Origin of the sequence: Rhodococcus sp. NPDC079359, assembly GCF_040702585.1 — a bacterium.
Classification (GTDB): Bacteria; Actinomycetota; Actinomycetes; order Mycobacteriales; family Mycobacteriaceae; genus Rhodococcoides.
Genome location: NZ_JBFBLH010000005.1, coordinates 1 through 26,655 on the forward strand (window position 1 = coordinate 1; position 26,655 = coordinate 26,655).

Consider the following 26,655-nt stretch of genomic DNA (forward strand, 5'->3'; position numbering starts at 1 on the left):
TGCCAAGCCCACCACCTCACCGACTGGATCGACGGTGGCAACACCGACATCGACGGATTGACCTTCGGCTGCGACATGCACCACGCACTCGTCGGCACCGGACCAGGAAAGTGGTCGACCACCAAAACCACAGCAGCACATCGCTACCCAGGCCGGACCCTGTGGCACCCACCAGCCGGGATGGACCCACGCAGGCGTGGGCTGATCAATCACGCACACCACCCCGAAGAGGTGCTGTACCCGCCGGACCAGCATGACGACACCGGCGACGAGGAACCACGACAACCCGCCTGACGACCCACACCAGTCTCAGGGCACAGCCCTGCCTGCACCCGCGCTGACGTGCCTCAGCGAACCGGGTGGCGCTTCCGATTGTGAATCAGAACAGCTACTCCGAGTCCCACCGACATCAACAGAAGCGGTGCGGCGATGACGAGGGAAGCGTCGATCGCCACGAACAGAATGAGCAGCAACGCTGCTGCCAGGAAATACACGGCGGCGAAACGTGGAGTCCACAGGACGGAGTCCATTCCACACCTCCTTGCGCGTACGAACTACTTGTCGTTACCGAAGGTAACTGAAGAGAGCCGAGTGCACTAGAGGCCAAGGCCCCGCAGTCGGTCGATCTCACGACGATCGCGCTTGGTGGGCCTGCCTGCCCCTCGATCACGCCTTGGTACGGAAGCCAGAACTTCCTTCGGTGGTGGCGGCGGACTGCGATCGATCAAGCACTCGGGAACGACCGCTGCGCCGACGCGTTTGCTGATGGCCCGCACCACGACGACGATCTTCTCGAGCCCGTCGGCTCGAAGCCTGATCTCGTCGTCGGGGCCGATGCGATGCCCTGGCTTGGCGGGTGTTCCGTTGACGCGAACGTGCCCGCCGCGGCAGGCAGCAGCAGCGGCAGACCGCGTCTTGAACAACCGGACCGCCCAGATCCAACTGTCGAGGCGGACACTCTGAACTTCCATCTTCGAACGAATTCCTCACATCGCGAGGCTCGACTACATGTCCAGGCCGAGATCGAGCACTGTCACCGAGTGTGTCAGACCGCCGACAGCAAGAAAGTCGACCCCCGTGCGCGCATAGTCGCGTGCCACGTCGATGGTCAGGCCACCCGAGGATTCCAGCTTCGTCTGCGGCGCGAACTTGTCTCGGCGCTGCACGGCCATCTGCGTCTGCCACAGCGCGAAGTTGTCCAGCAGAACGAGTTCCACGTTCTCCGCCAGCACCTGGTCGAGTTGCTCGAGGCTGTCGACCTCGACCTCGCACGCGATGTCGGGAGCCGCAGCCCGCACCGCGTTCAGAGCGGCGACGACCGAACCGGCCGCTGCCACGTGATTGTCCTTGATCAGCGCGGCATCGCCCAGACCCATCCGGTGATTGACGCCACCACCTGCGCGTACTGCGTACTTCTGCAGCGAACGCAACCCCGGCAACGTCTTTCGACTGTCCCGGATCTTGCACTCGGTGTCTGCGACCTCGGCGACCCAGCCGGCCGTCGCGGTGGCGATTCCAGAGAGATGGCAGACGATGTTGAGCATCGTGCGTTCGGCAGTGAGCAGACCCCGCGTCGGCGCCTCGACCGTCAGAACGGCCTGTCCCGGTTCGACCTCGGATCCGTCCTCGATGCGATGCACGACGGAGTATCCGTCAGCTCTGATCACCTCGTCGAGAACCAGGAGGCCGACATCGATCCCGGCGATCGTGCCGAACTGGCGCGAGACCACCGACGCCGTGGCGACGGCATCCTCGGACACCGTTGCCAGCGTGGTGATGTCGGGCCCGTACCGCAGGTCCTCGTCGAGCGCGGTCCGAATCAGTGCGAGTACCTCGGCGCGATCGACGCCCGGGTTCACCTCGTTCGCGGTGTCGGTCATGTCAGCGTGCTCCCGTCATCACGTCGTCGTTCACGATCGCCAACCGTCCGTCGAGATCTCGTTCGACGAACAGGCTTCGGCGTTGCGCAGGCGCGCTCTCCGGATGATCGCGTCGGGTATGGCACCCTCGGCTCTCACGGCGCTCGGCCGCGGCCATCACGATCACCTCCGCCGCAGCGGTCAACGCTGCGTCCTCGACGGCGCGCGCATCCACCGGCGGTTCCGATACCACGCCGTGCGCCAGAACGCGTTGCGCTGCAACAACACCCGCTGCATCTCGTACCACGCCGACCTCGGCGGTCATGGTTCGCTGCAGTACCGCGCGGTCGATACGGGAATACGTGGGCATTGCGACATCGGAAATGCTGCCGCGTCGGCCGACCCGTTCGGCAGCCACGTAGGCCGCACGCTCACCGACGACGAGACCCTCGAGCAGACTGTTCGACGCCAACCTGTTGGCACCGTGCAAGCCGGTGCGCGCCACTTCACCTGCGGCAAGCAAGCCGGGAACCGAGGTGCGCCCGGATGTATCCGTCGCCACGCCCCCGCAGGAGTAATGCGCTGCAGGTGCCACCGGAATCAGGTCTTTCGCCGGATCGATGCCGGCCTGTAGGCATGAGGCGGTCACGGTCGGGAACCGTTCGTGGACGCGTTCCACCGTGCGGGCATCCAGTAACACGTGGTCGTCACCGCGTTCGTGCAGCAGCTCGGCGATGGTGCGGGACACCACGTCGCGTGGCGCGAGGTCGCCGAGTGGATGCACTCCCGCCATGAAGGCACGGCCGGTGACATCGACCAGGCGGGCTCCCTCGCCCCGCACTGCCTCGCTGATCAACGGGCGACGGCCCGTCGACCCCGCGGCGAACAGCACCGTCGGATGGAACTGCACGAATTCCAGATCCGCGATCCGAGCACCGGCGTCGAGGGCGAGTGCGATGCCGTCGGCCGTCGCGCCGGACGGGTTGGTGCTGCACGAGAAGAGTTGTCCCAGTCCGCCGGTGGCGAGCAGCACCGTCGGGCAATGAACGACGCCGACACCGCGAGGCCCGCGCACGAGCAGACCGACCACCTCGCCGTGGGTGGTCAGTACCCGCAGCGCGGTGGTGTCGAACTGCACCGTGGGCACGGACGCGTCCAACGTGCACTGCACCTCTGCCCCGGTGGCGTCTCCCCCGGCATGAACGATGCGACGGACGCTGTGGCCACCCTCGCGGGTCCGCGCAACGGTGCCGTCGGCCGCCAGGTCGAACTGTGCGCCCGCAGCTTCGAGCGAGGTGATCGCCGCCCGTCCGCCGGAGACGATCGAACGCACCGCGTCCTCGTCGCACAGGCCGGCGCCGGCGACACAGGTGTCGGCCACATGCGATTCGATCGAATCCTCGAGTTCGGGGCCGACGACCGCGATCCCACCCTGGGCGTACTGCGTTGCGGTGTCGGTGGAACTCCCCTTGCTGACGGTCAGCACCCGCAGGCCGCGAGCTGCCGCCGTGCGAGCCGCGGTGAGTCCGGCAATTCCACCGCCGACCACGACGAGATCGGCCGCGGTTTCCCACGCGACCGATGGATTCACTCGCCGCCGCCAGGGGTGCCGATCTCGATCATCCGCTGCACCGACTTGCTCGCGATGTTCGCGGTCTCGAGGTCGACGTGCACCTCGTCGCGGCCCTCGACGAGGCAGCGCAGCAGAGCAGCAGGGGTGATCATCTTCATGTAGCCGCACGATGCGCGGTCGTTGACGGCGAGGAAGTCGACGTCGGGTGCAGCCATCCGCAGCTGATGCAGCATGCCGATCTCGGTGGCGACCAGAACCTGCTTGGACGCGGTGGTGCGGGCAGCGTCGAGCATGCCGCCGGTGGAGAGGATCTTGACCTTGTCGGCGGGTACGAACCCCTCGCCTGCGAGGTACAGAGCCGATGTGGCGCAACCGCATTCGGGGTGCACGTACAGCTCGGCATCGGGGTGGGTACGAGACTTCTCGGCCAGCTCGTCGCCGTTGATACCGGCGTGCACATGGCATTCTCCGGCCCAGATGTGCAGGTTCTCGCGCCCGGTCACGCGCTTGACGTGCGCGCCGAGGAACTGATCGGGCAGGAACAGGATGTCGCGGCCCGGATCGATCGACTCGACGACCTCGACGGCGTTCGAGGAGGTGCAGCAGATGTCGGTCAGTGCTTTGATCTCGGCGGTGGTGTTGACGTACGAGACGACGACGGCGTCGGGAAAATCGGCCTTCCATTCGCGGAGCTGGTCTGCGGTGATGGAATCGGCCAGTGAGCAGCCGGCGCGCTGGTCCGGGATGAGGATCGTTTTCTGCGGGCTCAGGATCTTGGCGGTCTCGGCCATGAAATGAACTCCGCAGAACACGATCGTGTCCTCGGGCACCTCGGCGGCCATCCGCGAGAGCGCGAGCGAGTCGCCGACATGGTCGGCAACGTCCTGAATCGCGGGCAGCTGGTAGTTGTGCGCGAGCAGCGTCGCGCCGCGCAGATCGGCGAGCCGTCGAACCTCTGCCGCCCACTCGGGAGTTGCCTCCACTCCCCCGTAACCACCTGCTCCGTCGACGATGTCGCGAACTCCGGCGAATGCCGAGTCCAGGATGTTCACCCGGGTAGCGCTGCTGGTCATGACGGTTCTCCTTCACCGATCATCCGGTCGTCGGTGACCGAATTTCCTCCGAGGGAGTTTTCGACCTATGATCGAAAACGTGACCTATCGTAGCACCGTCCACGAAGTACTCATTGCGGTGTTCCAAGTTCGAGCCTTTTCCGACCCCGACGCCCCTGAACTGGCGGTGCTGCTGTGGCAGCGCGCCCTCGACCCCGAGGCCGGCACCTGGTCGCTGCCCGGTGGCACGCTGCGCGACGACGAGAACCTCGCCGCGTCCGCGCGACGTCAGCTCGCCGAGAAGGTAGACGTGCGCTCGGTGGCGCACCTCGAGCAGCTGTCGGTCTTCAGCGAACCCGAACGCGTACCGGGAGACCGGCGGATCGCGTCGACCTTCCTGGGCCTGGTACCGATCTCGGCCGAGCCGACACTCCCCTCGGACACCGCATGGCACCCGGTTTCGGCACTGCCCGACATGTCGTTCGATCACGGAACCGTCGTCGCGCACGCGAGACATCGACTGGTCGCGAAACTCTCGTACACCAACATCGGATTCGCACTGGCTCCGGTCGATTTCGCGATCTCGTCGCTGCGCGAGATCTACGGTGCCGCACTCGGATATCAGGTCGATGCCACCAACCTGCAGCGGGTGCTGAGCCGGCGCGGTGTCATCGAACCCACCGGACGGCGCGCGCCGTCGGGCAAGGCCGGTGGCAGACCGCCCGCACTGTTCCGCTTTGCCGACAACAGTATTCGAGTCACGGACGAGTTCGCCGCATTGCGACCGCCCCAGGCGTGAACGGCTGCTGTCAGTCGGCTCGATTCGAGTCGAACGACGGTGGCGGCGGGAAGAACTCGACATCGAGGTCGTCCGGATCGGGATCGGTGTGTTGCAGATTGTCGTTGGGATTCATCGCCGCCAGAAGCATGATCACCAGCGAAGCCATCAGTGCCTGAACGATCAGCACCTGCGGAGTCTCGATACTGGGCGCAACGGTGACGATCGACCCGACCGCCGGGTCGGTGACCTTCGGAAACCGAAGAGCAGCAATCCCGTTGCCCACCAGGATCGCAGCGACCGAGCCGGCGAGTGCGCCGACGAAAACGGCACCGAACAGCCGTGGACCCCGCTCGGACCTCCACAGCCACCACCCGATCGGGAGAACGAGACCGAGGGCCAAGGAAAGGAACGAGAACATCGCGAGGCCGTCGAAGCTGTGCAGACTCTCCCCGGTCAGGGCCGCCCCGCGATCCTGCGCCACCACGAGCAACTGCTGCGCCGGTGCCAGGAATCCCCACAGCATCCCGCCCAGAGCCGACACTGCCACCGAGATTCCGACAACCACCGACAACACCCGAACGGTGCTGCTCCGCGGCGGCACTTCGAGAACGTCCGACGTGACCACCTAGCGCCTACCCGTCGCGGCCGAATCGACGAGGCCGTGACGCGAGCACAGCGACGTCCACCCGTCGGGGACGATCTGCACCACCATGCGGCGACCGCATTCTGCGCAGAACCGCGGCGGCTCCAAACCGAGCCGGACGGCGACCGACAACGAACCCGCACCCACCTCGGATCCGGCGTCGACAGGCCGACCGGTGTACGGGTCGTAGTGGGTCTCGCTCGTCATTCGACCCACCCTAATACGCCCATCAGATCGTCGAGTTCAGCGCTTTGATCGGCATCTGCAGCTCGCCGAGAAGATCGAGATCCTGCTCCGCTGGGCGGCCGAGTGTCGTCAGGTAGTTGCCGACGATGACGGCATTGATCCCGCCGAGAATCCCCTGCTTGGCACCGAGGTCGCCGAGGGTGATCTCGCGTCCGCCTGCAAATCGCAGAATCGTGCGTGGCAGAGCGAGACGAAACGCGGCGACGGCGCGCAGAGCATCGGATGCCGGCAGCACATCGAGATCTCCGAACGGCGTTCCGGGCCTCGGGTTGAGGAAGTTCAGGGGCACCTCGTCGGGTTCGAGAGCAGTGAGATCAGCGGCGAACTCGGCCCGCTGCGCGAGCGTCTCCCCCATGCCGAGAATTCCGCCGCAGCACACCTCCATGCCCGCCTCCCGCACCATGCGCAGGGTATTCCACCGCTCCTCCCAGGTGTGGGTGGTCACCACGTTCGGGAAATACGAGCGAGAGGTCTCGAGATTGTGGTTGTACCGATGCACGCCCATCGCCGCGAGCTGATCGACCTGATCCTGGTCGAGCATGCCGAGCGAGCACGCGATATCGATCTCGACCTCGTTCCGGATGGCTTCGATACCGGCGGCGACCTGCGCGAGCAGCCGAGCGTCGGGGCCGCGTACCGCCGCGACGATGCAGAATTCCGTTGCTCCGGTCTTCGCGGTCTGCTTCGCAGCTTCCACCAGCGACGGAATGTCGAGCCACGCAGCACGAACCGGGGAAGCGAAAAGACCGGATTGCGAACAGAAGTGACAGTCCTCGGGACACCCACCGGTCTTGAGGCTGATGATTCCTTCCACCTCGACCTCGGGCCCGCACCACTTCATCCGCACCTCGTGGGCCAACAGCATCGTCTCCTCGAGACGGTCGTCGCCGAGCTCGAGAACCTCGAGAACCTGAGATCGATCGAGCGCGATGCCGTCGCCGAGCACCTGAGTACGCGCCGTGCGCAAAATGTCCATTCCTGGTCCCCTCGTAGTCGAACGGCATCACTATTGAACACCGTTCAAGTTGAACGGTGTTCACGTTAGGCGCCGGGCTCGGCTACTGTCAAAGCGAAGATGCGTCGAACGACTTGGGAGCAGCAGTGCAACTGAACAGGCAGGACGTCCTGGACGGCGCGATCGCCATTCTCGACGAGTACGGCCTGGCAGACCTGACGATGCGGCGACTCGCTACGTCGCTGCACGTACAACCCGGCGCGCTGTACTGGCACTTCCCCAACAAACAGACGCTGCTCGGTGCCATCGCCGATCACATACTCTCCGGTGCCGATGCGCCGTCCACCGAAGATTCGTGGGACGCACAGATCGGGCAGATCGCCCACCGACTGCGCGACGCCCTACTTTCCCGACGCGACGGTGCCGAATTGGTGGCCGCGACGTACGCGTCGAGGCTGACCACCAACCACATTCGCGAACGCATTGCCGCCGTGTGCATTCGAGCGGGACTGCCGCGACGCGACGCGGAACTCACCGCCGACACGTTGCTGTACTACATCCTGGGGCAGACCGTGGACGAGCAGGCGCGCCTACAGATGGACTCCGTCGGAGCCCTCGCGCCCGACGCGTCACCGCTGTTCGAGGAACCCGACCCGACGAGCAGATTCGATTTCGGACTGCAGCTCTTCCTCGACGGAGTACGGCATACCGCGGCGGACCGCATCCGCCACTAGTCGATCAGAATTCGGCGAAGACGATCCGCCCGTTCCCGTTGTCCAAGGTCATGGTTCCGTCGTCCCGAGACCACCGCGGGGTGGAGGTCAGGAACGCCGACAGCCATCGGTCCTGCTCCATCAACGCCTCCGGGCAGGCCATCCGCGTCGACCCGAGAGAGTCGATGGTGATCCTGCCCTGCGAGGTGTCCACGGTGCCGAACAACCTGTTGCACCCGGCCTCGGCCGAGATTCGGTCGTCGACGAACTCGAGCCTGACCGTCGTTCCGGCGACCGGCGTGTAGGAGTCGGGTGCCTCGACCGACGAGTACGTCTTGCCGGCCGGGAATTCACCGTACGAGTCGGTGCACCCGGAGGCCACCGCACTCGCACCCAACGCGAGAGCGACCAGCGCGCGCCGCGCGTCAGCCACCGAAGATCGGCCCCAGACCGGCCGCACCGGCATTTCCGCGGGACGCGAACGGGTTGTCGTGCACCATGTACGTCCAGGTCGACGTCGGGCGTCGCAAGCCCGCTTCGTCCAGATCGATTCCGTCCGAGGTGATCTCGGCCGACTCGAACGTAGCGTGCGAGAGATCCATCGCCTTGGAGGACACCGTCTTGAACGCCTCGACAGCGATCCGGTGGTACTCGTCCAACGGATTCTCTCGACCGAGTGCGCGCAGGTGAATACTCTCGCGCACGTCGGCGAGGTGTGCGAGATAATCCGACCACGACCGATCGAGGTGGTACAGAACGATCTGGCGGGCGACCTCGACCAGAGTCTCCTCGGACACGTTCTCGCGCAACTCCTTCGAGCGCGGAGGCGCGTGCTGCTCGAGTAGCGTCAACGCCTCGTCGGTGTCGAGCAACGTGGCCCGGCGGCGATCCAGGATCTCACGGTGCTGAGCCGTCAGCTGGTTGTAGCGCCAGGTACGCGAATGTATTTCGAGCATCTGACCTTCGGCGATGCGCTGTGCATGATCGACGCGGGCGGCCGCGGCCGGGGAAGTGAACATTCCGCTCTCGTCGGTATCCTTCGGTGCATCCTTGTCGCCTATGTTGTTCTTGACGACGTCGTCCTCCCAACTGCCGAAGAACAGCGACCGCCCTGGATCTCCCTGCCTGCCCGCGCGTCCGCGGAGCTGATTGTCGAGACGCTCGGTGGTGTGCCGACCGGTACCGAGAACGAACAGTCCGCCGAGCTCGGCAATACGTTCGCGATCGGTGCCGTCGGGACCACCGAGCTTGATGTCGGTTCCGCGCCCGGCGATCTGCGTCGACACCGTCACTGCGCCGTGCACACCCGCCGCGGCGATGACCGCCGCTTCCTCGGCGTCGTTCTTGGCGTTGAGTACCACCACGTCGACGCCCGAGGCGGTGAGCGTCTCGGCCAGCGCCTCGGACTCGGCGACATCGTGGGTACCGATGAGAATCGGCTGACCGGTCTCGTGAATCTCTTTCACCTGCAGTGCAATTGCAGCGTTCTTGTGCTCGATCGTGTCGTACACACGGTCGTCCTCGTCGACGCGCACCGTCGGCACATTGGGATCGATGACCGAGACACCGAGACTGTAGAACGTGCGAAGCTGCTCCCCCGCCGCCATGGCCGTACCGGTCATACCGCACACCGTTGCGTACCGATTGATCAACGCCTGCACAGTGATGGTGTCGAGAATTTCACCGGTCTCGGTGGGGGCGAGCCCTTCCTTGATCTCGACCGCGGCCTGCAACCCGTCCGGCCAGCGCTGCAGTTCGGCGACTCGGCCACGTGAGGCGTTGATCAGCTGCACACGACCGTCACGAACGATGTAATCGACGTCGCGCTGGACCAGCACCTGGGCATGCAGGGCCACGTTGACCGCGACCAACGTCGTCCCGACGTGCTGCTCGGAGTAGAGGTCGATTCCGCCCAGTTCCTTCTCCATCCGCAACGCGCCCTCGTCGGTGAGGAACACGTTGCGTCCTTCGGCATCGGTGTCGAAATGAACGCCCTTGTCCAACAACCGGACTGCATCCATGACCGTCGAAGTCGAGACGTCACCGGAGACCGAACCGGCCAACACCAGCGGAACGAGCGCCTCGTCGACCAGCACGGAATCGGCCTCGTCGATCAGGGCAACGTCCGGAACGGGCGCGACCAGATCGTCGCGGTCGTTCACCAGATGATCACGCAGAACATCGAAACCGATCTCGTTGACCGAGGCATAGGTGATGTCGCAGGCGTAGGCGGTGCGCCGCTCCTGGGCAGTCGAGGACTCGCCGATGGAACCGACCGTGATACCGAGGGACTCGAACAGCGGTTGCATCCACTGCGCGTCACGTTGCGCGAGAAAGTCGTTGACCGAGATGACGTGCACCGCGCGTCCGGACAACACGTATCCGACGGCAGCGATGGCACCGGCCAGCGTCTTGCCCTCGCCGGTAGCCATTTCCACCACGTCACCGGCGAGCAACCGCACGGCACCGTGCAGCTGCACGTCGAACGGCCGTAGCTTCAGCGCACGCTCGCTCGCCTCGCGCGTCAACGCCAGATACCGCGGAACGTCGAGACGCTCGGCGGTGTCGACACGCAGCGCGGCCGCCTCGGTCGCCAATTCACTCTCGCTCAGGGCAGCTGCCCACTCCGCGTGCTCCTGGGCTCGGTCGACGCTTCGACGCGAGGTGCTCTGCGCCTTCTGCGCGGATCGGCCGAGTACACGCCAGAATCGGTCGGAGCCCAAAGCCATCTGTTATCCCTACCTGAGAAAGAAAAACCGTTCTCACCCACAGTACCGAGTGCGGCTCGCCCCAGCTCTAGGCATCGAGCGGCGTCGTCACCGCGATCCGGCGCGTGCCGTCGTCCAGCGTCACCACCTGATAGGCATTGCGCTCGGTTCCCACCGGCGAACCTTCGGAGTCGAGGTTCTCGAGTAGAAGATGCCCGACCCAGATACCCGGCACCTCTGCCTCGGTGACGATGTCGCGGGCCCGCACACCCTCGATTCCGCGCGACCGATAGTAGGTCTGCCCCTGCCGAAAGAACTCTCGGGTCTGCTGCGGCTCGGCGATCGCCGCACATCCCCGCGCTGTGACCGCCAGAGCCGGATAGTGGTAGATCTCGGCCAGACCGTCGAGATCACCCGAGGTCAGGTACCCCGTATAACGAGCGAAGAAGCTGTCGACCGATTCGTTGTCAGGTGTCATATCGACAACGGTAGGACCCATTCCCGTCAGGGCTGTGTCGGGAATCGGGAAAAATTCGGACGGTGCCGAAGCAGAATGCGCCCCAGTCGCTCGACAGCGTGCTCACCCTGCGCCGCGTCGCGCGTCAGCAGCGGATCGTCGAATGGCTGGGGTCCGCGGCTGGGCCGTTGACCTCGCCCGAACTCGCGCAGCGGCTCGGGGTCTCCGTGCGCACCGTCGAACGCGACCTCGCCCGGTTGCGTGAGTCCGGGGTCCCTGTCGATGCGGTGCCGGGTGTGCACGGCGGATCTCGGCTGGCGAGTGTCGCCTCGCCCCGGCCTGTGGGGTTGACCGCTCCCGAGATAGCAGCACTCATCGCCAGCCTCGCCGCTCTGGGGCCTACCGAAACCGACAGTGCCGCATCGGCAATGAACGCTTTGATCGAGGCATTGACCACCGAGTGATCTGGGAGTGGGAATCACCGTTTTCCACGCCACCAGGGTCAGAGTTGCGCAACCAAGGCAGGCAATCCCGTCGCGGCCGTGGTGCGCCACCGGTGATCGGCCATGTCCGAGACCTCGGTTTCGACCGGGTTGATCTCGACCACCGTCGCTCCGGCGCTGCGGGCGATCGCGGGCAGCCCGGCAAACGGGTACACGACTCCGGACGTGCCTACGACGAGAACGAGGTCGGCCTCACGAACCGCGTGCTCGGCCGCCTCCCACGCGGCCTCGGGCAGAGATTCCCCGAACCACACTGCTCCGGGCCTGATCAGCCCGCCGCACAGCGGGCATTCCGGCGGCGGAACCCGCTGATCGGCCTCGGCCAGGGCGTCGGCCGCACCGTCGTCGAACGATGCTCGTGTTCCACAGTCGCTGCAGTACGGCTCGAACAGACTGCCGTGCACGTGCGCGAGAACCGTGGCCCCGGCCCTCTCGTGCAGGTCGTCGACATTCTGGGTGGCGATGTCCACGTGCGCCCGCTGCTGCCACTGCGCAAGTGCCACGTGACCGGCGTTGGGCTGGGAGCGTCGGACCAGTTCGGCTCGCCATCGATACCAGCCCCACACCAGATCGCTGTCGGCCAGCCACCCCTCCGGGCTGGCGAGATCCTTGGGGTCGAAGTCCTTCCACAACCCGCTCTGGGCGTCCCGGAACGTGGCGATCCCCGACTCTGCGGACATACCCGCGCCGGTCAGTACGGTGATCCGCGATGCTCCTCGCGCGGAGTCCACCACGGGCTTCGGAACGGTTACGGGCGACTGGTTCTCGGAAGTGCTCACCCGGTTATTGTGCCGAGCGGTGTGCCACGTCGCGCTACCGTGGTCGCATGAGCATCGACACCACCGCGCGCACTCGACGACGCCGGCCTCTGTGGTTGGCCGCCTGCGCCGCCGTCGTCGTGATGGTGGCTGTCGGGGTTCTGTGGCTGGCACCGAGCCGGTACCTCCCGTGGGACACCGAAGCGTTCCCCGAGGTGAGCATCGGCGAGCTGGCCGCCGATCAGGCTCGGGTGGTCGAACTCCTGCGCACCGAGCACGAACTGCAGCGTCCGGGAACGTTCTACGCCGAGGGCGTCGAGGAAGCGTGGTGCGCCGATTTCGTCAGCTGGATCATGAAGGAGGCCGGCCTGCCGCTGTCGAATCCCCATTCGGGTTCGTGGCGCATTCCCGGCGTCTACACCCTGCAGGAGTACTACCAGGAGCAGGGACGATTCGAGGCCGTCGGCGACTACACGCCATCGGTGGGCGACGTGGTGCTCTACGACAACACGAGCTTCAGCGGCCAACACACCAACGTGATCGTCGCAGTCGACGGCGACGAGGCCGTCACCGTCGGCGGCAACGAAGCCGGCAAGATCAGAGTGCACACGCTGCACTACGGATCCGATTCCGGAATAGTCGGATTCGGTCGACTCCAGAGCTGACGGTCACTCCGGCGGGATCGCGTCTGCGTCACCGTACGAACGAGCGCCGCCGTCTCGTTTGGCTCGATAGAGCAACATGTCCGCGCGGTCGAAGCAGTCGTCGACGGACTCCCCGGCACGCAGTGTCGTGTAGCCGGCAGAGAAGTTCTGTCCGTCGGGCACGACCGCCGACAACTCGGCCAGCACGGCCGACATGGTCGTCGCACCCGCGCCGGGCATCACCAGAGCGAACTCCTCGCCGCCCCACCTGGCGAGGGACGCGCGGCCACCGAGCAGGTCCTCGGCAGCAGCAGAGAACTGAATCAACAGCCGATCTCCGCGTCCGTGCCCGTACTTGTCGTTGTACGACTTGAACCGGTCGAAATCGAGCATCGCCAGAGCCAATACGACATCGGCACCTCGCGGTGTCGTCAACTGATGCAGCCGATCTCGCCATCCACGCCGGTTGAGCAATCCGGTGAGGGCATCGGTCTGCGCGGCCTGACGGAGGTCGTCCTCGACGCGCCGACGGTCGGTGGTGTCGTGCACGACGGCCATCGTCCACCGAATGCCCGCGGGGCCAGGAACCTCACTGGCCGAGACCCATCCCCACCGGATAGCGCCGTCCGCATGCAGGTAGCGCTTCTCGACGTGCACCGATTCCCCACGCGCCTTGGCGTCGGCCATGATCTGTTCCATGGCGGCATGCTGGGCCAGATCGTCGGGATGGGTGAACTCGCGAGAGGACCGGCCGGCCAACAGGTGACGCGGACAACCGACGATGGCCGCGTACGCCTCGTTCGCGAGAACCAACAATCCGTTCTCGTCGGCCAGTGCCAATCCGACCGTGCTGGCCTCGAACATCTCCCGATACCAACGTTCGGTGTCGACCATCTTCAGCCGGTCTCTTCCTCGAACAGTGCAAGCCACGTCGAATCGCACGGACCACCGAGAATACTCGGTGCGTTGCACACGGGCGGCACGTGAGCAGCGCTCTGCCGATCTTGACCTTGACGTAGCGTCACGGTGCACTCTGAACACATGAGAATCGGATCCCTGGCCGACGCCGCCGGAACGACACCTCGAACAGTGCGGCACTATCACCGTCTCGGCCTGCTCGGTGAGCCACGCCGTCTGTCCAACGGCTACCGCGAGTACACGATCGACGACGTGGTTCGACTGATGAGAATCCGCTGGCTCGCCGATGCCGGAATGCCCCTCGGCGCGATCGCGGCAGCGCTGGACCAGCGGGCAACGGACGAGAGCGACGTGGTCGCCGATCTACGCGCTCTGCTGGCCGGTATCGAAACGGAGCGGAAATCATTCACGCACAAGCACACTCGATTGTCGGCCCTGCTCGACGACGCAGTCGAGCATCGTCCACTGACCGCTCTGCCGCGCGATGCGGCGGACACACTTGCCGCATTGATCGATGCCGCTGCGGAGACCGAGCGAGAAGCGCTACTCCGTGAGCGTGACCTGCTCGAGGTGATGGCGATCGCGGGCACCGTCCCCGCATCGTTCTTCGACACGACGACAGCGGCGCTGGCCGATCCCGACACCCGGGTGAAGTACCTGGCGCTCCTGCGCAGATTCAGCGCGCTCGAAGGCCGAGACGTCGACGATGCCGCAGACGACATCGATTCGCTCGCAGCAGAATTGGCCTCGATGCTCGATATCGGCGCTCCTCTCTCGGCTGCGCCCGACGACACTGCCGACCAGACCGGCCCGCTGAGTATCGACGACATCGTGCCCGATCCCGCCCAGCGCGCAGTGATCATCGAAGCCACCACACGTCTGCAGACCACCGAACCGAGCCGACCGGGTGATAGTCGATGACGGTCGTCGCGACGGTGGACCGAGCGAGCATCGTCTCCGCCCGAATTCACCACCGCTTCGGCGTCGTGTCGCCGACGCTCGACGGCGGCCGACTCGTCCTACCGAATCAGGACGGCACCACCGTCGACATCGATTTGTCCTGCGCAACAGTGGTGTCCGTGCCCGCACCCCTGCAGCGATGGAGGCTCGAGGGTAGTGCCCACTCCTTCGGCCTTCACGTGGACGATCCAGCGGCACTGGTCGCAGCGCTCGGTCGGTCCGCCCCCTCGATCGGATCCCCGTCGGCGCGTCGGAGCAGTCCGGTTGCGAACAACAGCACCATCAAGGCCGCCGCGGTGATACCGGATCCGGCCCAGATGGGCGAGGTGTAGCCGAGACCGGCCGAGATCGTCACACCACCGAGCCACGCGCCCAACGCATTTCCCAGATTGAACGCGGCGATGTTCGCGCCGGACGCCATCGTCGGAGCGTCGGATGCGAACGACATCACCCGCATCTGCAGCCCCGGGACCGTCGCGAAGCCGAACGCACCCATCAGCACGAGGGATGCGATCGTCGCCGGGCGACTCTCCGCGGTGAGCGCGAAGCACACGAGTACGACGGTCAGTGCACCCAGCAAAATTGTCAGCGTTCCGGTGAGGTTGCGGTCTGCTGCCTTGCCGCCGAGGTAGTTGCCGACGAACAATCCACCGCCGAACAGCACGAGCAGCCACGGCACCGAACTCGACGCGAAGCCACTGACGTCGGTGAGCGTGAACGCGATGTAGGTGAACGCACCGAACATGCCGCCGTACCCGAGCACCGTGACCGCGATGGACAGCCACACCTGCACCGACCGGAACGCGCGCAGCTCTCGACGCAGATTGCTCACCTCACCGCTCCCGGTGTCACGAGGAACGAGGGCGGCGATACCGATCAGCGCGACGACGCCGATCACCGTGATCGCCCAGAACGTCGAGCGCCAACCGTGGTTCTGACCCAGAAACGTCCCGAACGGAACTCCGAGGACGTTGGCGGCGGTAAGACCGGCGAACATCATGGCGATGGCTCCCGCCTTCTTCGCAGGCTCGACGAGGCTGGCCGCGACGACGGCACCGATACCGAAGAACGCTCCGTGACACAGCGCAGCGACGACGCGGCCGAGCAGCATCATCTCGTAACTGCTCGACAGTGCGGAAACGAGATTGCCGACGATGAACAGGCACATCAGTGCGAGCAGGACACTCTTGCGAGGAAACCGTGTCACGGCGGCGGTGACGAGCAGGGCCCCGACGACGACGGACAGCGCGTAGCCCGTGATGAGCCATCCGGCCGTGGCCTCGCTGACCGCGAAATCGGCCGCGACTTCGGGCAGTAGCCCCATGATGACGAATTCGGTCAAACCGATTCCGAATCCCCCGATGGCGAGGGCGAGCAGGCCGAGTGGCATGTCTGAACTCCTGATTGGAAGATGCGTACGCAATTATCGAGCTACCGCGTGTAGTTGCACGCGCTTGATAAATGCTTGCATGCGCGTCATATATGCGCAAGCCGGACACTGTTCGATCGGACCGAAACCGTCCCCGAACTGGGCATATCGCGGCAAAGCAGACTCCGAGGGTTACTTCACCTCACGTACACGTATTGTTTGCCCCAGAATCCCGATCTCATCAGGATCGGATACCACCGTCCGCGACCCCCGACCGAGTGGTCGATACACAGCCGGGAAGTCACTTCTCCTCCATGCACGTACCCCACAGCAGCTCCGATACGTCGGCTCCGGTTGTTCCGGCTCAGGGGGACACAGCTCCGCCGCCCAGCGGACCGCGTCGGCCACCGCAACGCCGAGATCTCAACGGCCTTCGCGGTGTCGCGATCGCACTCGTCGTCGTGTTCCACATCTGGATGGGTCGGGTGTCGGGAGGCGTCGATGTATTTCTCACCCTGTCCGGCTTCTTCTTCACCGCATCTCTGCTGAGATCGGCCGAGGCCGGGGCGAGCCTGAATCCGTTCACCCGCATCACTCGGGTGCTGCGCAGGCTCGGGCCTCCCCTGCTGATCACGCTGCTCGCGGTTGCCGTCGCATCGGTATTCCTGCTGCCGCGCACGCGCTGGGCCGACCTGGGCGATCAACTCGTATCCGGCGTCTTCTACTACGTGAACTGGCAGCTGGCGACGACGGCGAACGACTACCTTGCGGCCGACCCCTCGGTGAGCCCACTTCAGCACCTGTGGTCGGTGGCCGTCCAGTTCCAGTTCTATCTGCTGGCCATTGCCGTCGTGTTCGGTCTCGCATGGGTCCGACGCATCGCGCGACCCGAGGGACCTCGAAGTGTCGACCCACGCACCTTCGCCGTCATCTTCTCGCTCATCGCCGTGCTGTCCTTCGCCTACGCGGCGGACGGTGTGCAACGCCACCAGGCGTGGAACTACTACGACACCGGTGCCCGGCTGTGGGAAATCATGCTCGGAGCCGCAGTCGCCGCCGTGTTCGCCGCACGCAACGGCGAGCCGTCGTCCGAGCCGTCCTCCGATGAGACCCGAACGCGGTCGCAGCTACGCGCGGCCCTTGCCGGTATCGGGATAGCGGTCATCGTCGCGTGCGGCTTTCTCGTGGACGGTGTAGCTGCATTTCCCGGTCCGCTGGCCCTGATTCCGGTGCTGGCCACCCTCGCGTTGATCGTCGCGGGCTCGGAGACCGCAGTGGCGGCCACGCTCTCCAATCGGTTCTTTGCCTGGCTCGGATCCATTGCGTTCCCGCTGTACCTGTGGCACTGGCCGCTGCTGATCTTCTACCTGTCGGCGACCGGCCGAGCCCACGCCGACATTCTCGGCGGTCTCGGCATCGTCGGAGCCTCGGTTGCACTGGCATGGCTCACCGTCCGCCTCGTCGAGCGACCCACGCAGTCGCCGACGTTCACGCCGGCACGCATCGCGGTGACTGCGACTGCGGCGATCGCTGCCGTCACGGTGACGGCAGGTTCGATCGGATGGAACTTCCACATCGATCGGTCGATCAACGCGGTGCAAGCCGACGGATCGGTCGACGAGCAGACTCACCCGGGAGCGCTCGAACTGACCGACGGTATTCGCGTGGAGCCGGCCGACGTCAGTCCCCCGCTGTACTCCGCCCCCGAGGATCTGCCGGCCACCACCCTCGAGGGCTGCATCGCGGACTTCGAGACGCGCGACGCGGTCTCGTGCACCTACGGCGACGTCGACTCGGACCGGACGATCGTGCTTGCAGGCAGCTCGCACGCCGAACACTGGGTGACCGCCCTCGACACGCTCGGTCTTCGGCACGGCTTCGCGGTCGTCACATTCTTGAAGATGGGCTGCCCGCTGAGCACGGACACGATGCCGATGCTCGGTCCCAACGAATACCCCGACTGCCTGGACTGGACACAGACCGTGCTGGCCGAGGTGGCCGAGATGCAACCCGACTACGTGTTCACCACCGCCACCCGGCCCAGGGAGGACGCGCCCGGCGACTTCACACCGCCCTGGTACGCCTCGGTGTGGCAGCAACTGACCGCGAACGGCGTCGGAATTCTGGGCATCCGAGACACCCCGTGGCTCGCGTATCGGGCCATCGACTGCCTCGCGGACGGCGGCACGGCCGCCTCCTGCGGTATCCCGAGGGACGAGGCGCTGGACCCCGTCAACCCGGCCCTTGCCTCCTCGTTCCAGCTGCCCGGATTCTCTGCTCTCGACCTGTCCGATGCGGTGTGCGACGACACCATGTGCCGCGCCGAGCAGGGAAACGTTCTGATCTACCGTGACGAACACCATCTCACCGCCACCTACGTGCGAACGCTCACCACCGAGCTGGGCCGACAGATCGGATCGGCCACCGGCTGGTGGGCCGGACCGTGAGCGGAGCGGCCCGCGCTCGGTAAGCCCGGGCCCAGCCGCCACAGTAGGGTTGATCCATGCTGCACGAAGCCTCCGACGACACGCCTGCCATCGCAGTATGGCCGGGATCCGCTTATCCGCTCGGCGCGACCTACGACGGAGCAGGAACCAATTTCGCACTGTTTTCCGAGGCCGCGGAGGCCGTGGATCTGTGCCTGATCGCCGCTGACGGAACCGAGACCCGCATCCGTTTCGAGGAGTCCGACGGCTACGTCTGGCACGCATATCTGCCCACGGTGGAACCGGGTCAGCGCTACGGCTACCGCGTGCACGGCCCGTGGGATCCAGCAGCCGGGCACCGCTGCGATCCGAGCAAACTGCTCGTCGATCCGTACGGCAAGGCGTTCGAGGGATCGTTCGACGGCGACCGATCGCTCTTCTCGTACAACATGGACGCGCCGGCACCCGAGGCCGCGGTACCGACCGACGACGAATCCGCGGATTCGCTCGACTCCGAGGCACCGTTCGAGGACACCACCGATCTCTCCGATCCCGACGACGAGATCATCGAGGACGCTCCCCTCGCACACGACGACGCGCCGAACAACGACTTCCCCCAGCACGATTCGCTCGGACACACGATGACCACCGTCGTCATCAACCCCTTCTTCGACTGGCAGGCCGATCGCGCCCCCAAGCGCCCGTACCACGAGACGGTGATCTACGAGGCCCACGTCAAGGGCATGACGATCAACCATCCCGACATCCCCGAAGCCGAGCGCGGCACCTACGCGGGCCTGGCGCATCCGGTGATCATCGACCACCTCAACCACCTCGGTGTCACGGCCATCGAGCTCATGCCGGTGCACCAGTTCATGCAGGACCAGGTTCTGCTGGACAAGGGATTGCGAAACTACTGGGGCTACAACACTTTCGGCTTCCTGGCCCCGCACGCGGAGTACTCCTCACACAAGTCCCCCGGTGCCGCGGTCACCGAGTTCAAGGCCATGGTTCGTTCGTTCCACGCCGCAGGCATCGAAGTGATCCTCGACGTGGTCTACAACCACACCGCCGAGGGCAACCACATGGGCCCGACCATCAGCTTCCGCGGCATCGACAACGCCGCGTACTACCGGCTGGTCGACGGCGACCTCGAGCACTACATGGACTACACCGGAACCGGCAACAGCCTCAATGCGCGACACCCGCACACGCTGCAGCTCATCATGGACTCGCTGCGCTACTGGGTCACCGAGATGCACGTGGACGGATTCCGATTCGATCTCGCGTCCACCCTGGCGCGCGAACTGCACGACGTCGATCGCCTGAGCGCGTTCTTCGATCTGGTGCAACAGGATCCGGTCGTCAGCCAGGTGAAGCTGATCGCCGAGCCCTGGGACGTGGGCGAAGGCGGCTACCAGGTCGGCAACTTCCCCGGCCTGTGGACGGAGTGGAACGGCAAGTACCGCGACACCGTGCGCGACTACTGGCGGGGTGAGCCGGCCACGCTGGGCGAGTTCGCGTCGAGGCTGACCGGATCCTCGGATCTGTACGAGGCCACCGGCCGTCGCCCCGGTGCCAGCATCAACTTCGTCATCGCGCACGACGGGTTCACGCTCAACGATCTGGTGTCGTACAACGACAAGCACAACGACGCCAACGGTGAGGACAACAACGACGGCGAGAGCCACAACCGCTCGTGGAACTGCGGCGTGGAAGGCCCGACGGACGATCCGGAGATCCTGGACCTGCGTGCCCGGCAGATCCGCAACATCATGGCGACGTTGCTGCTCAGCCAGGGCACGCCCATGATCGCCCACGGCGACGAGATGGCGCGTACTCAGCAGGGCAACAACAATGTCTACTGCCAGGACTCCGAACTCGCCTGGATGGACTGGTCGTTGGCCGAGAAGAACGCCGAACTGATCGAGTTCACCCGCAACGCCATCTCGCTGCGCGCCGAGCATCCGGTGTTCCGACGTCGACGGTTCTTCGAGGGCCGTCCCATTCGAACCGGCGAGCAGGCCCGAGACATCGCCTGGCTCACCCCGGCGGGCGAGGAGATGACCCCGGAGGACTGGGACAGCGGCTTCGGCAAGTCGCTGACGGTGTTCCTCAACGGTGACGGAATCCCGGAACCGAACCAGCGCGGCGAGCGAGTCGTCGACGACTCGTTCCTGTTGTGCTTCAACGCACATCACGAGACCATCGAGTTCGTGACCCCGGACGGGAACTACGCCAAGGAATGGACGGTGGCGCTGAACACCGCGTCGCGAACCGGGACAAGTGAGAAATCGATCGAAGCGGGTACACCGGTGGAAGTCACCGCTCGTTCCCTGCTCGTTCTACGAAAGACTGCCTGACATATGCCGCTGCCCACCAGTACATACCGGTTACAACTGCGGGGCGATGCCTTCACCCTGGCCGACGCCTCCGACGTGGTCGACTACCTGCACGACCTCGGGGTCACCCACCTGTATCTGTCGCCCATCCTGACTGCGACCGAGGGCTCGACCCACGGCTACGACGTCACCGACACCGCCACGGTCTCGGCCGCACTGGGTGGCCGGGAAGCGTTGACGCAGTTGCATTCTCGTGCAGCAGAGCTGGGCATGGGGATCATCGTCGACATCGTCCCCAACCACGTCGGAGTGGAGGACCCGCGGCAGAACGCATGGTGGTGGGACGTGCTGCGACGCGGCCGTGACTCCGACTACGCGACGTACTTCGACATCGACTTCGGAGCCGACAACGGCGTCGACGGCAAGATCGCCATTCCGGTCCTCGGTAGCGCGAGCGACGTGGGCGAACTGACCGTCGACCGCTCCGAGGACCAGCCTCTGCTCGCGTTCTACGAGCACCGCTTCCCCATCGCCGACGGCACGGACAGCGGCGACGCGCAGGCCGTACACGATCGTCAGGCGTACCGACTGGTGAGCTGGTCCGACGGACTGATCGGGTACCGACGGTTCTTCTCGGTGAACGGTCTGGCAGGAATTCGGCAGGAAGACCTCGACGTCTTCACCGACTCCCATCGCCAGGTGGCCAGTTGGATCGACGACGGTCTGATCGACGGACTTCGCGTCGACCATCCCGATGGCCTGGCCGACCCGGCCGGCTACCTCACCGAACTACGCGGGCTCCTCGGCCCCGACCGGTGGCTGGTCATCGAGAAGATTCTGGCCGACGGCGAACCGCTGGACGAATCGCTCCCCGTCGACGGCACGACCGGATACGACGCCCTGGCCGCGGTCGGCGGAGTCTTCGTCGACCCCGAGGGCGTGCACGCGCTCACCGCACTGTCTCAGGTGCGCTCGGGCATCGCCTACGACAGCGAGACGCTGCACGAGACGGAACTCGACCTCAAGACCGGTGTCGCCCGCGGCGATCTGTCCCCGGAGGTACGACGCCTCGCCCGGGCGGTCGTACGGGAGTCCGGCACCACCGTCGAGCTCGAGTCCGTCATCGACGCGATCGTCGCCGTCGTCGCGGCCGTCCCAGTGTACAGGACCGACTACGCACCGCTGGCCCGCGTACTGCCCGGCGTGATCGCGGACATCGGCGAGGAGCAGCCCGAACTGGCAGCCGGCCTCGGTGCGTTGACGACAGCTCTCATCGGCGGTGCCGAATCGCCGGTGCGATTCGATCAGGTGTGCGGTGCCGTCACCGCCAAGGGCGTCGAGGACTGCCTGTTCTACCGCGCCAACCGGCTCATCTCGTTGCAGGAGGTCGGCGGCGATCCCGGCCGATTCGGTTGCAGCACAGAGTTCTTCCATCTCACCAATGCGGACCGCGCGAAGCGATGGCCGGCGGCGATGACGACGCTGTCGACTCACGACACCAAGCGAGGCGAGGACGTGCGAGCGCGCATCGGCGTGCTGTCGCAGACTCCCGAGTTGTGGGCCCGATGCATCACGGACTGGGAGGAACTGACCCCGAGCCCCGACGGCACCACCGGAATGTTCCTGTGGCAGAACCTGTTCGGAGTCTGGCCGGCGGACGGAGTGGTCACGTCCTCACTGCGTGAACGCGTCCACGCCTACGCGGAGAAGGCGATTCGCGAGGCCGCCCTTCGCACTACGTGGACCGATCCGGACGAGGAATTCGAGTCCGCGGTACACAGCTGGCTCGATGCGATCTTCGACGGTGCCGTCGCCCGTTCGATGTCGATGCTCGTCGAGAAGCTCGCTCCGCACGGTCATTCCGACGCTCTGGGTCAGAAACTGTTGAACCTGGCCGGGCCCGGCATCCCCGATGTGTACCAGGGCACCGAGCTGTGGGAGGACTCGCTCGTCGACCCCGACAACCGCAGGCCCGTCGACTACTCGGTTCGTCGATCGATGCTCGCCGCGTCGAACCCCGCTGCGCTCTCGGTCGATACGGGTGCCGCCAAGCTCGCCGTCGTTCGCTCCGCTCTGCACGTGCGACGCGAGCGACCCGAGAGTTTCGTCGGCGGAACCTACGCACCCATCGTCGCGGACGGATCCGCAGCCGAGCACCTCGTCGGATTCGCACGTGGCCCTCTGCCCGGCAACGCCGACGTGGTGGCTCTGGCCACCCGACTCTCCCTCGGCTTGGCCGAACAGGGGTGGGGCGAGACGACCGTGACCCTGCCCGACGGTCGCTGGCGCGATCGGCTCACCGACGTCGAACACACCGGCATCGTGTCGGTGGCCGAGGTGTTCGCCTCGCTCCCGGTCGCACTTCTGGTGCGCGACAACGAAGGAACGGTGACACAGTGACGTCTTCCGCAGTGACATCACCGGCAGTGACATCGGCAGCCGCGACTCGTCGGTTCCAGGTCTGGGCACCGACCCCCGAGACGGTCCGGCTCCAACTCGACGACACAGTGCATCCGATGCAGCGCTCCTCGAACGGGTGGTGGCACGCGGATGTCGAGTGCAGCCCGACGAGTCGTTACGGCTTCCTGCTCGACGACGCAGACAAGCCCCTCCCGGATCCGCGGTCGCCGCGGCAGCCCGACGGAGTCCACGAGCTGTCCCAGGTCTTCGACGTCGATCCGACGCTGTGGACCGACGCTGCCTGGACCGGTCGGCAGCTACCCGGCTCGTCGATCTACGAACTCCATATCGGCACGTTCACCGACGAGGGCACGTTCGATGCGGCCGTCACCAAGCTCGATCATCTCGTCGATCTCGGCGTGACATTCATCGAGATCATGCCGGTCAACGGGTTCAACGGCGTGCACAACTGGGGCTACGACGGTGTTCTCTGGTACACCGTGCACGAGGCGTACGGCGGCCCGGAAGGCTTGCAGCGCTTGGTCGATGCGTGCCACGGCCACGGCATCGGCGTCGTTCTGGACGTGGTCTACAACCACCTCGGCCCGTCCGGCAACTACCTCGACCGCTTCGGCCCGTACATGACCGAGGGTGCCAACAGTTGGGGCCAGGCGATCAACTACGCCGAGGCCGACTCGGGCGAGGTGCGGCGCTACGCCCTCGACAACGCGCTGCGATGGTTCTCCGAGTTCCACATCGACGCGCTGCGACTCGACGCGGTGCACGCGATCGTCGACCACACTGCGATGCACCTCCTCGAACAGCTCTCGATCGAAACCCGAAGCCTCTCGGCTCATCTGGGCCGGCCACTGACCCTGATCGCCGAGAGCGATCTCAACGATCCGATGCTGATCACTGCTCGGTCGGGTGGCGGTTACGGACTCGACGCCCAGTGGGACGACGACATCCACCACGCGATCCACGCCGCAGTCTCCGGTGAGCGGCAGGGTTACTACGGTGATTTCGGTTCACTGCAGGGGCTTGCGAACACGCTGCGGCAGGGCTTCTTTCACGCCGGAACGTACTCGAGTTTCCGCGGTCGCATCCACGGTCGCCCACTGGACACCCGGCGTATCCCGGCCAGTTCCCTGGTGACCTACACGACCACACACGATCAGGTGGGCAACCGCGCGATCGGCGACCGACCGGGCTTCTACCTCTCACCCGGCCAGCTCGCGATCAAGGCCGCCCTGGTGCTGACCTCGCCCTACACTCCGATGCTCTTCATGGGCGAGGAATGGGGAGCGTCGACGCCGTTCCAGTTCTTCACCTCGCACCCCGAGCCCGAGCTGGGCAAGGCCACCGCAGAGGGGCGCAAGGCGGAGTTCGCCGAACACGGTTGGGACAAGAGCGATATCCCCGATCCGCAGGATCCCGAGACGTTCACGCGGTCCAAGCTGAACTGGTCGGAGCTGGGCGACGGCGATCATGGGCGACTGTTGGCCGTCTACCGCGATCTGTTGCGGCTGCGTCGTGACCGGACCGAACTGACCGATCCGTGGCTCGACCACGTGAAGGTGGAGTACGACGAGGACGCGCAGTGGATCGTCGTTCGCCGAGGCCGCATCAGCGTGGTGTGCAACCTGTCCGAATCCGCGGTGACGGTGCCGGTCGGCGGCTCCGCACTGCTCGAGTGGGAGCCGACGACCTCGGACGAGACCGGCTCTGCCACCACGGTTCCCGGTCACTCCGTCGTCGTGCTGGAGTCCTGACGCTTACGTAGATTGACCAGGACGAACACGGCGGTGATCGCCAGCACCACCGCGGTGGCGACGGCCGCGACATGCATGCCCGACACGAACGCAGCATGCGCGGAATCGAGCAGAACCGTCGCCACCGAGTCCGGCAACTCACGAGCCACCGCATCCGCGCCGCCGAGTGTCTCCCCTGCCCTGGCTCCGAGTTCCGGGGTCAACTGGGTGACGTCGATTCCGCGGCGGAAGATGGCCATGACCACGGTGCCGAGTACGGCGACACCCAACGCGATACCCAACTCGTATGCGGTCTCCGACACCGCCGAGGCCGCTCCCGCTCGTTCGGGTTCGACGGAGCTGACGACCAACTCGGAGGTCAGCGTGAGCGCCACACCGACCCCGGCTCCCACCAGGACGAATCCGGCGATGAACAACGCCGGTCCGCTGTCGGTCGCGAGTCCGACCAGGATGCCTGCGCCCGCGGCGGCGACGATCATCGCAACACCCAGAACCGTTCCCGCGCTGAAGTATCGAACCAGGACCGCGACCAGCAGTGAGGTGACGATACTGGCGGCGGTGCCGGGCAGCAGCAACAGTCCGGCTTCGAGTGGGCTGTTGCCGAGCACGAGCTGCAGGTACTGCGAGCCGAAGAACAAGACCCCGGCGAGGGCGAACACCGACAGGAAGTTCGTGGCCACGCCCGTCGAGAACGCCCGGTTGGCGAACAGTCGTAGGTCGATCATCGGGGCGGCAAGAGTCCGCTGCCGACGGACGAACACGTACCCGGCGATGACGCCGACCACCGCGGAGAGCAGGTAGACCACGTCGAATCCGTGTGCCGCAGTCTCTTTCACCGCGAACACCACGGGGACGATGGCAAGCATCGACAGTGCCGAGCTCGTCAGGTCGAAGCGCCCCGGGTTCGGATCCTTGGACTCGGGGATGACCAGGGGCCCGAGCGCGATCAGCACGATCATCACGGGGATGTTGATGAGGAACACCGATCCCCACCAGTAATGCTCGAGCAGCCAGCCGCCCACGAGCGGGCCTGCGGCGGCACCGCCGCCTGCCATCGCGCCCCACACGCCGATCGCGGCGACGCGTTGACGCGGGTTCAGGAAGATGGTCCTGATCAGGCCGAGAGTCGCGGGCATCAGAGTTGCGCCGGAGATGCCCTGCAGCACCCGGGCGGCGATGAGCATCTCGGCGCTGGTCGACACCGCGGCGACGAGCGAGGCGAGACCGAAGCCCGCTGCTCCGATCAGCAGCAGTCGACGACGACCGATTCGATCGCCGAGCGTGCCCATGGTGATGAGCAGGCCGGCCAGGACGAACGAGTAGACGTCGATGATCCACAGCAGCTGGTTGCTGGTGGGTGCCAGATCCGCGCTGACGAACGGCAGGGCGAGATCGAGGACGGTGCCGTCCACAGCGATGAGCAGCACCGCGAAGGCAAGCACCACCAACCCGAGCCAATCTCGGGGGCCGGCCCGATGCTCGGACGCTCCGTCGACCTCGTGCACCGAACCGGTGCGCACGTCACTCACCACGATCTCCTACGTTCTGCGCTCGGCGACCGTACAGGCCGGCCGAA

Annotated in this window: 24 protein-coding genes and 1 pseudogene; 10 read left to right on the forward strand and 15 right to left on the reverse strand. The window is 65.7% G+C overall.

The genetic code is table 11. The annotated features are described in order from the left end of the window. A pseudogene (locus AB0362_RS13495) lies at positions 1-294 on the forward strand (HNH endonuclease); the annotation flags it as partial. A gap of 53 nt (positions 295-347) precedes the next feature. Here the strand turns inward: AB0362_RS13495 and AB0362_RS13500 are convergent. From AB0362_RS13500 to nadA, 5 genes are all read right to left on the reverse strand, one after another. Continuing rightward, complete coding sequence (locus AB0362_RS13500) at positions 348-530, reverse strand: hypothetical protein (protein ID WP_149406104.1); 183 nt, start codon at positions 528-530, stop codon at positions 348-350. A gap of 66 nt (positions 531-596) precedes the next feature. Continuing rightward, positions 597-971, reverse strand: coding sequence for an RNA-binding S4 domain-containing protein (locus AB0362_RS13505; RefSeq protein ID WP_149406105.1), 375 nt, complete (start codon positions 969-971; stop codon positions 597-599). 33 nt (positions 972-1,004) lie between these two features. After that, the gene (gene nadC, locus AB0362_RS13510; protein WP_366235706.1) at positions 1,005-1,880 is read right to left on the reverse strand and encodes a carboxylating nicotinate-nucleotide diphosphorylase; all 876 of its coding nucleotides are present in this window, start codon (positions 1,878-1,880) and stop codon (positions 1,005-1,007) included. A gap of 1 nt (position 1,881) precedes the next feature. Continuing rightward, positions 1,882-3,450, reverse strand: coding sequence for an L-aspartate oxidase (locus tag AB0362_RS13515; protein ID WP_366235707.1), 1,569 nt, complete (start codon positions 3,448-3,450; stop codon positions 1,882-1,884). Next, the gene (nadA, locus tag AB0362_RS13520) at positions 3,447-4,505 is read right to left on the reverse strand and encodes a quinolinate synthase NadA (RefSeq protein WP_052047833.1); all 1,059 of its coding nucleotides are present in this window, start codon (positions 4,503-4,505) and stop codon (positions 3,447-3,449) included. The genes AB0362_RS13515 and nadA overlap by 4 nt, the downstream gene beginning before the upstream one ends. Before the next feature lie 79 nt (positions 4,506-4,584). Here nadA and AB0362_RS13525 point away from each other — a divergent pair, with 79 nt between their 5' ends. Next, positions 4,585-5,283 (forward strand): NUDIX domain-containing protein, encoded by a 699-nt coding sequence (locus AB0362_RS13525; protein ID WP_366235708.1) that lies wholly within the window; start codon positions 4,585-4,587, stop codon positions 5,281-5,283. A gap of 10 nt (positions 5,284-5,293) precedes the next feature. On the opposite strand, the gene AB0362_RS13530 is transcribed toward AB0362_RS13525, so the two are convergent. Genes AB0362_RS13530 through bioB form a run of 3 tightly spaced genes read right to left on the reverse strand, consistent with a single transcriptional unit; the run spans position 5,294 to position 7,130 of the window. Further along, on the reverse strand, positions 5,294-5,890 hold the full coding sequence (locus tag AB0362_RS13530) for a DUF2567 domain-containing protein (protein ID WP_317784338.1): 597 nt from the start codon (positions 5,888-5,890) through the stop codon (positions 5,294-5,296). Beyond that, a complete protein-coding gene (locus AB0362_RS13535; protein WP_317784339.1) occupies positions 5,891-6,115 on the reverse strand; it encodes a hypothetical protein in 225 nt (74 codons plus the stop codon). A 22-nt stretch (positions 6,116-6,137) separates the two neighbouring features. Further along, positions 6,138-7,130 carry a biotin synthase BioB gene (bioB, locus tag AB0362_RS13540; RefSeq protein ID WP_068052684.1) on the reverse strand — a complete coding sequence of 331 codons (993 nt, stop codon included), beginning with the start codon at positions 7,128-7,130 and terminating at the stop codon, positions 6,138-6,140. Between the two features lie 125 nt (positions 7,131-7,255). Between bioB and AB0362_RS13545 the strand changes: the two genes are divergently transcribed. Continuing rightward, entirely contained in the window at positions 7,256-7,843 is a 588-nt protein-coding gene (locus AB0362_RS13545; RefSeq protein ID WP_317784340.1) for a TetR/AcrR family transcriptional regulator C-terminal domain-containing protein, read from the forward strand. A gap of 4 nt (positions 7,844-7,847) precedes the next feature. Here the strand turns inward: AB0362_RS13545 and AB0362_RS13550 are convergent, their stop codons facing one another. The 3 genes from AB0362_RS13550 to AB0362_RS13560 all read right to left on the reverse strand — a co-directional run bounded on the left by AB0362_RS13550 (position 7,848) and on the right by AB0362_RS13560 (position 11,008). Continuing rightward, positions 7,848-8,255 carry an META domain-containing protein gene (locus tag AB0362_RS13550; protein WP_366235709.1) on the reverse strand — a complete coding sequence of 136 codons (408 nt, stop codon included), beginning with the start codon at positions 8,253-8,255 and terminating at the stop codon, positions 7,848-7,850. After that, positions 8,248-10,551, reverse strand: coding sequence for an accessory Sec system translocase SecA2 (gene secA2 / locus AB0362_RS13555; protein ID WP_366235710.1), 2,304 nt, complete (start codon positions 10,549-10,551; stop codon positions 8,248-8,250). Before secA2 ends, AB0362_RS13550 begins: the two co-directional genes overlap by 8 nt. 67 nt (positions 10,552-10,618) lie before the next feature. After that, positions 10,619-11,008 (reverse strand): hypothetical protein, encoded by a 390-nt coding sequence (locus tag AB0362_RS13560; protein ID WP_366235711.1) that lies wholly within the window; start codon positions 11,006-11,008, stop codon positions 10,619-10,621. Between the two features lie 62 nt (positions 11,009-11,070). On the opposite strand from AB0362_RS13560, the gene AB0362_RS13565 reads away from it, so the two are divergent. Further along, on the forward strand, positions 11,071-11,451 hold the full coding sequence (locus tag AB0362_RS13565; protein ID WP_317784344.1) for an HTH domain-containing protein: 381 nt from the start codon (positions 11,071-11,073) through the stop codon (positions 11,449-11,451). Between the two features lie 38 nt (positions 11,452-11,489). Here the strand turns inward: AB0362_RS13565 and AB0362_RS13570 are convergent, their stop codons facing one another. Continuing rightward, entirely contained in the window at positions 11,490-12,269 is a 780-nt protein-coding gene (locus AB0362_RS13570) for an NAD-dependent deacylase (protein WP_366235712.1), read from the reverse strand. A gap of 47 nt (positions 12,270-12,316) precedes the next feature. Here AB0362_RS13570 and AB0362_RS13575 point away from each other — a divergent pair, with 47 nt between their 5' ends. Then, positions 12,317-12,913 carry a CHAP domain-containing protein gene (locus tag AB0362_RS13575; RefSeq protein ID WP_317784356.1) on the forward strand — a complete coding sequence of 199 codons (597 nt, stop codon included), beginning with the start codon at positions 12,317-12,319 and terminating at the stop codon, positions 12,911-12,913. Positions 12,914-12,916: 3 nt separating this feature from the next. Here the strand turns inward: AB0362_RS13575 and AB0362_RS13580 are convergent, their stop codons facing one another. Further along, entirely contained in the window at positions 12,917-13,786 is an 870-nt protein-coding gene (locus AB0362_RS13580; protein ID WP_366235713.1) for a sensor domain-containing diguanylate cyclase, read from the reverse strand. A 147-nt stretch (positions 13,787-13,933) separates the two neighbouring features. Between AB0362_RS13580 and AB0362_RS13585 the strand changes: the two genes are divergently transcribed. Then, complete coding sequence (locus tag AB0362_RS13585; RefSeq protein WP_366235714.1) at positions 13,934-14,731, forward strand: MerR family transcriptional regulator; 798 nt, start codon at positions 13,934-13,936, stop codon at positions 14,729-14,731. Between the two features lie 214 nt (positions 14,732-14,945). Here the strand turns inward: AB0362_RS13585 and AB0362_RS13590 are convergent, their stop codons facing one another. Beyond that, positions 14,946-16,160 carry an MFS transporter gene (locus AB0362_RS13590; RefSeq protein ID WP_317784359.1) on the reverse strand — a complete coding sequence of 405 codons (1,215 nt, stop codon included), beginning with the start codon at positions 16,158-16,160 and terminating at the stop codon, positions 14,946-14,948. Positions 16,161-16,453: 293 nt separating this feature from the next. Here AB0362_RS13590 and AB0362_RS13595 point away from each other — a divergent pair, with 293 nt between their 5' ends. From AB0362_RS13595 to treZ, 4 genes are read left to right on the forward strand one after another with little or no spacing between them, the layout of a single operon-like run. Next, entirely contained in the window at positions 16,454-18,586 is a 2,133-nt protein-coding gene (locus AB0362_RS13595) for an acyltransferase family protein (RefSeq protein ID WP_317784360.1), read from the forward strand. 56 nt (positions 18,587-18,642) lie between these two features. Then, the gene (gene glgX, locus AB0362_RS13600; RefSeq protein ID WP_366235715.1) at positions 18,643-20,928 is read left to right on the forward strand and encodes a glycogen debranching protein GlgX; all 2,286 of its coding nucleotides are present in this window, start codon (positions 18,643-18,645) and stop codon (positions 20,926-20,928) included. 3 nt (positions 20,929-20,931) lie between these two features. Next, positions 20,932-23,307 (forward strand): malto-oligosyltrehalose synthase, encoded by a 2,376-nt coding sequence (gene treY, locus AB0362_RS13605; RefSeq protein WP_366235716.1) that lies wholly within the window; start codon positions 20,932-20,934, stop codon positions 23,305-23,307. Between the two features lie 26 nt (positions 23,308-23,333). Continuing rightward, on the forward strand, positions 23,334-25,079 hold the full coding sequence (gene treZ / locus AB0362_RS13610) for a malto-oligosyltrehalose trehalohydrolase (protein WP_366235818.1): 1,746 nt from the start codon (positions 23,334-23,336) through the stop codon (positions 25,077-25,079). On the opposite strand, the gene AB0362_RS13615 is transcribed toward treZ, so the two are convergent. Then, complete coding sequence (locus tag AB0362_RS13615; RefSeq protein WP_317784490.1) at positions 25,052-26,599, reverse strand: MFS transporter; 1,548 nt, start codon at positions 26,597-26,599, stop codon at positions 25,052-25,054. The genes treZ and AB0362_RS13615 overlap by 28 nt on opposite strands. Positions 26,600-26,655 lie beyond the last annotated feature (56 nt).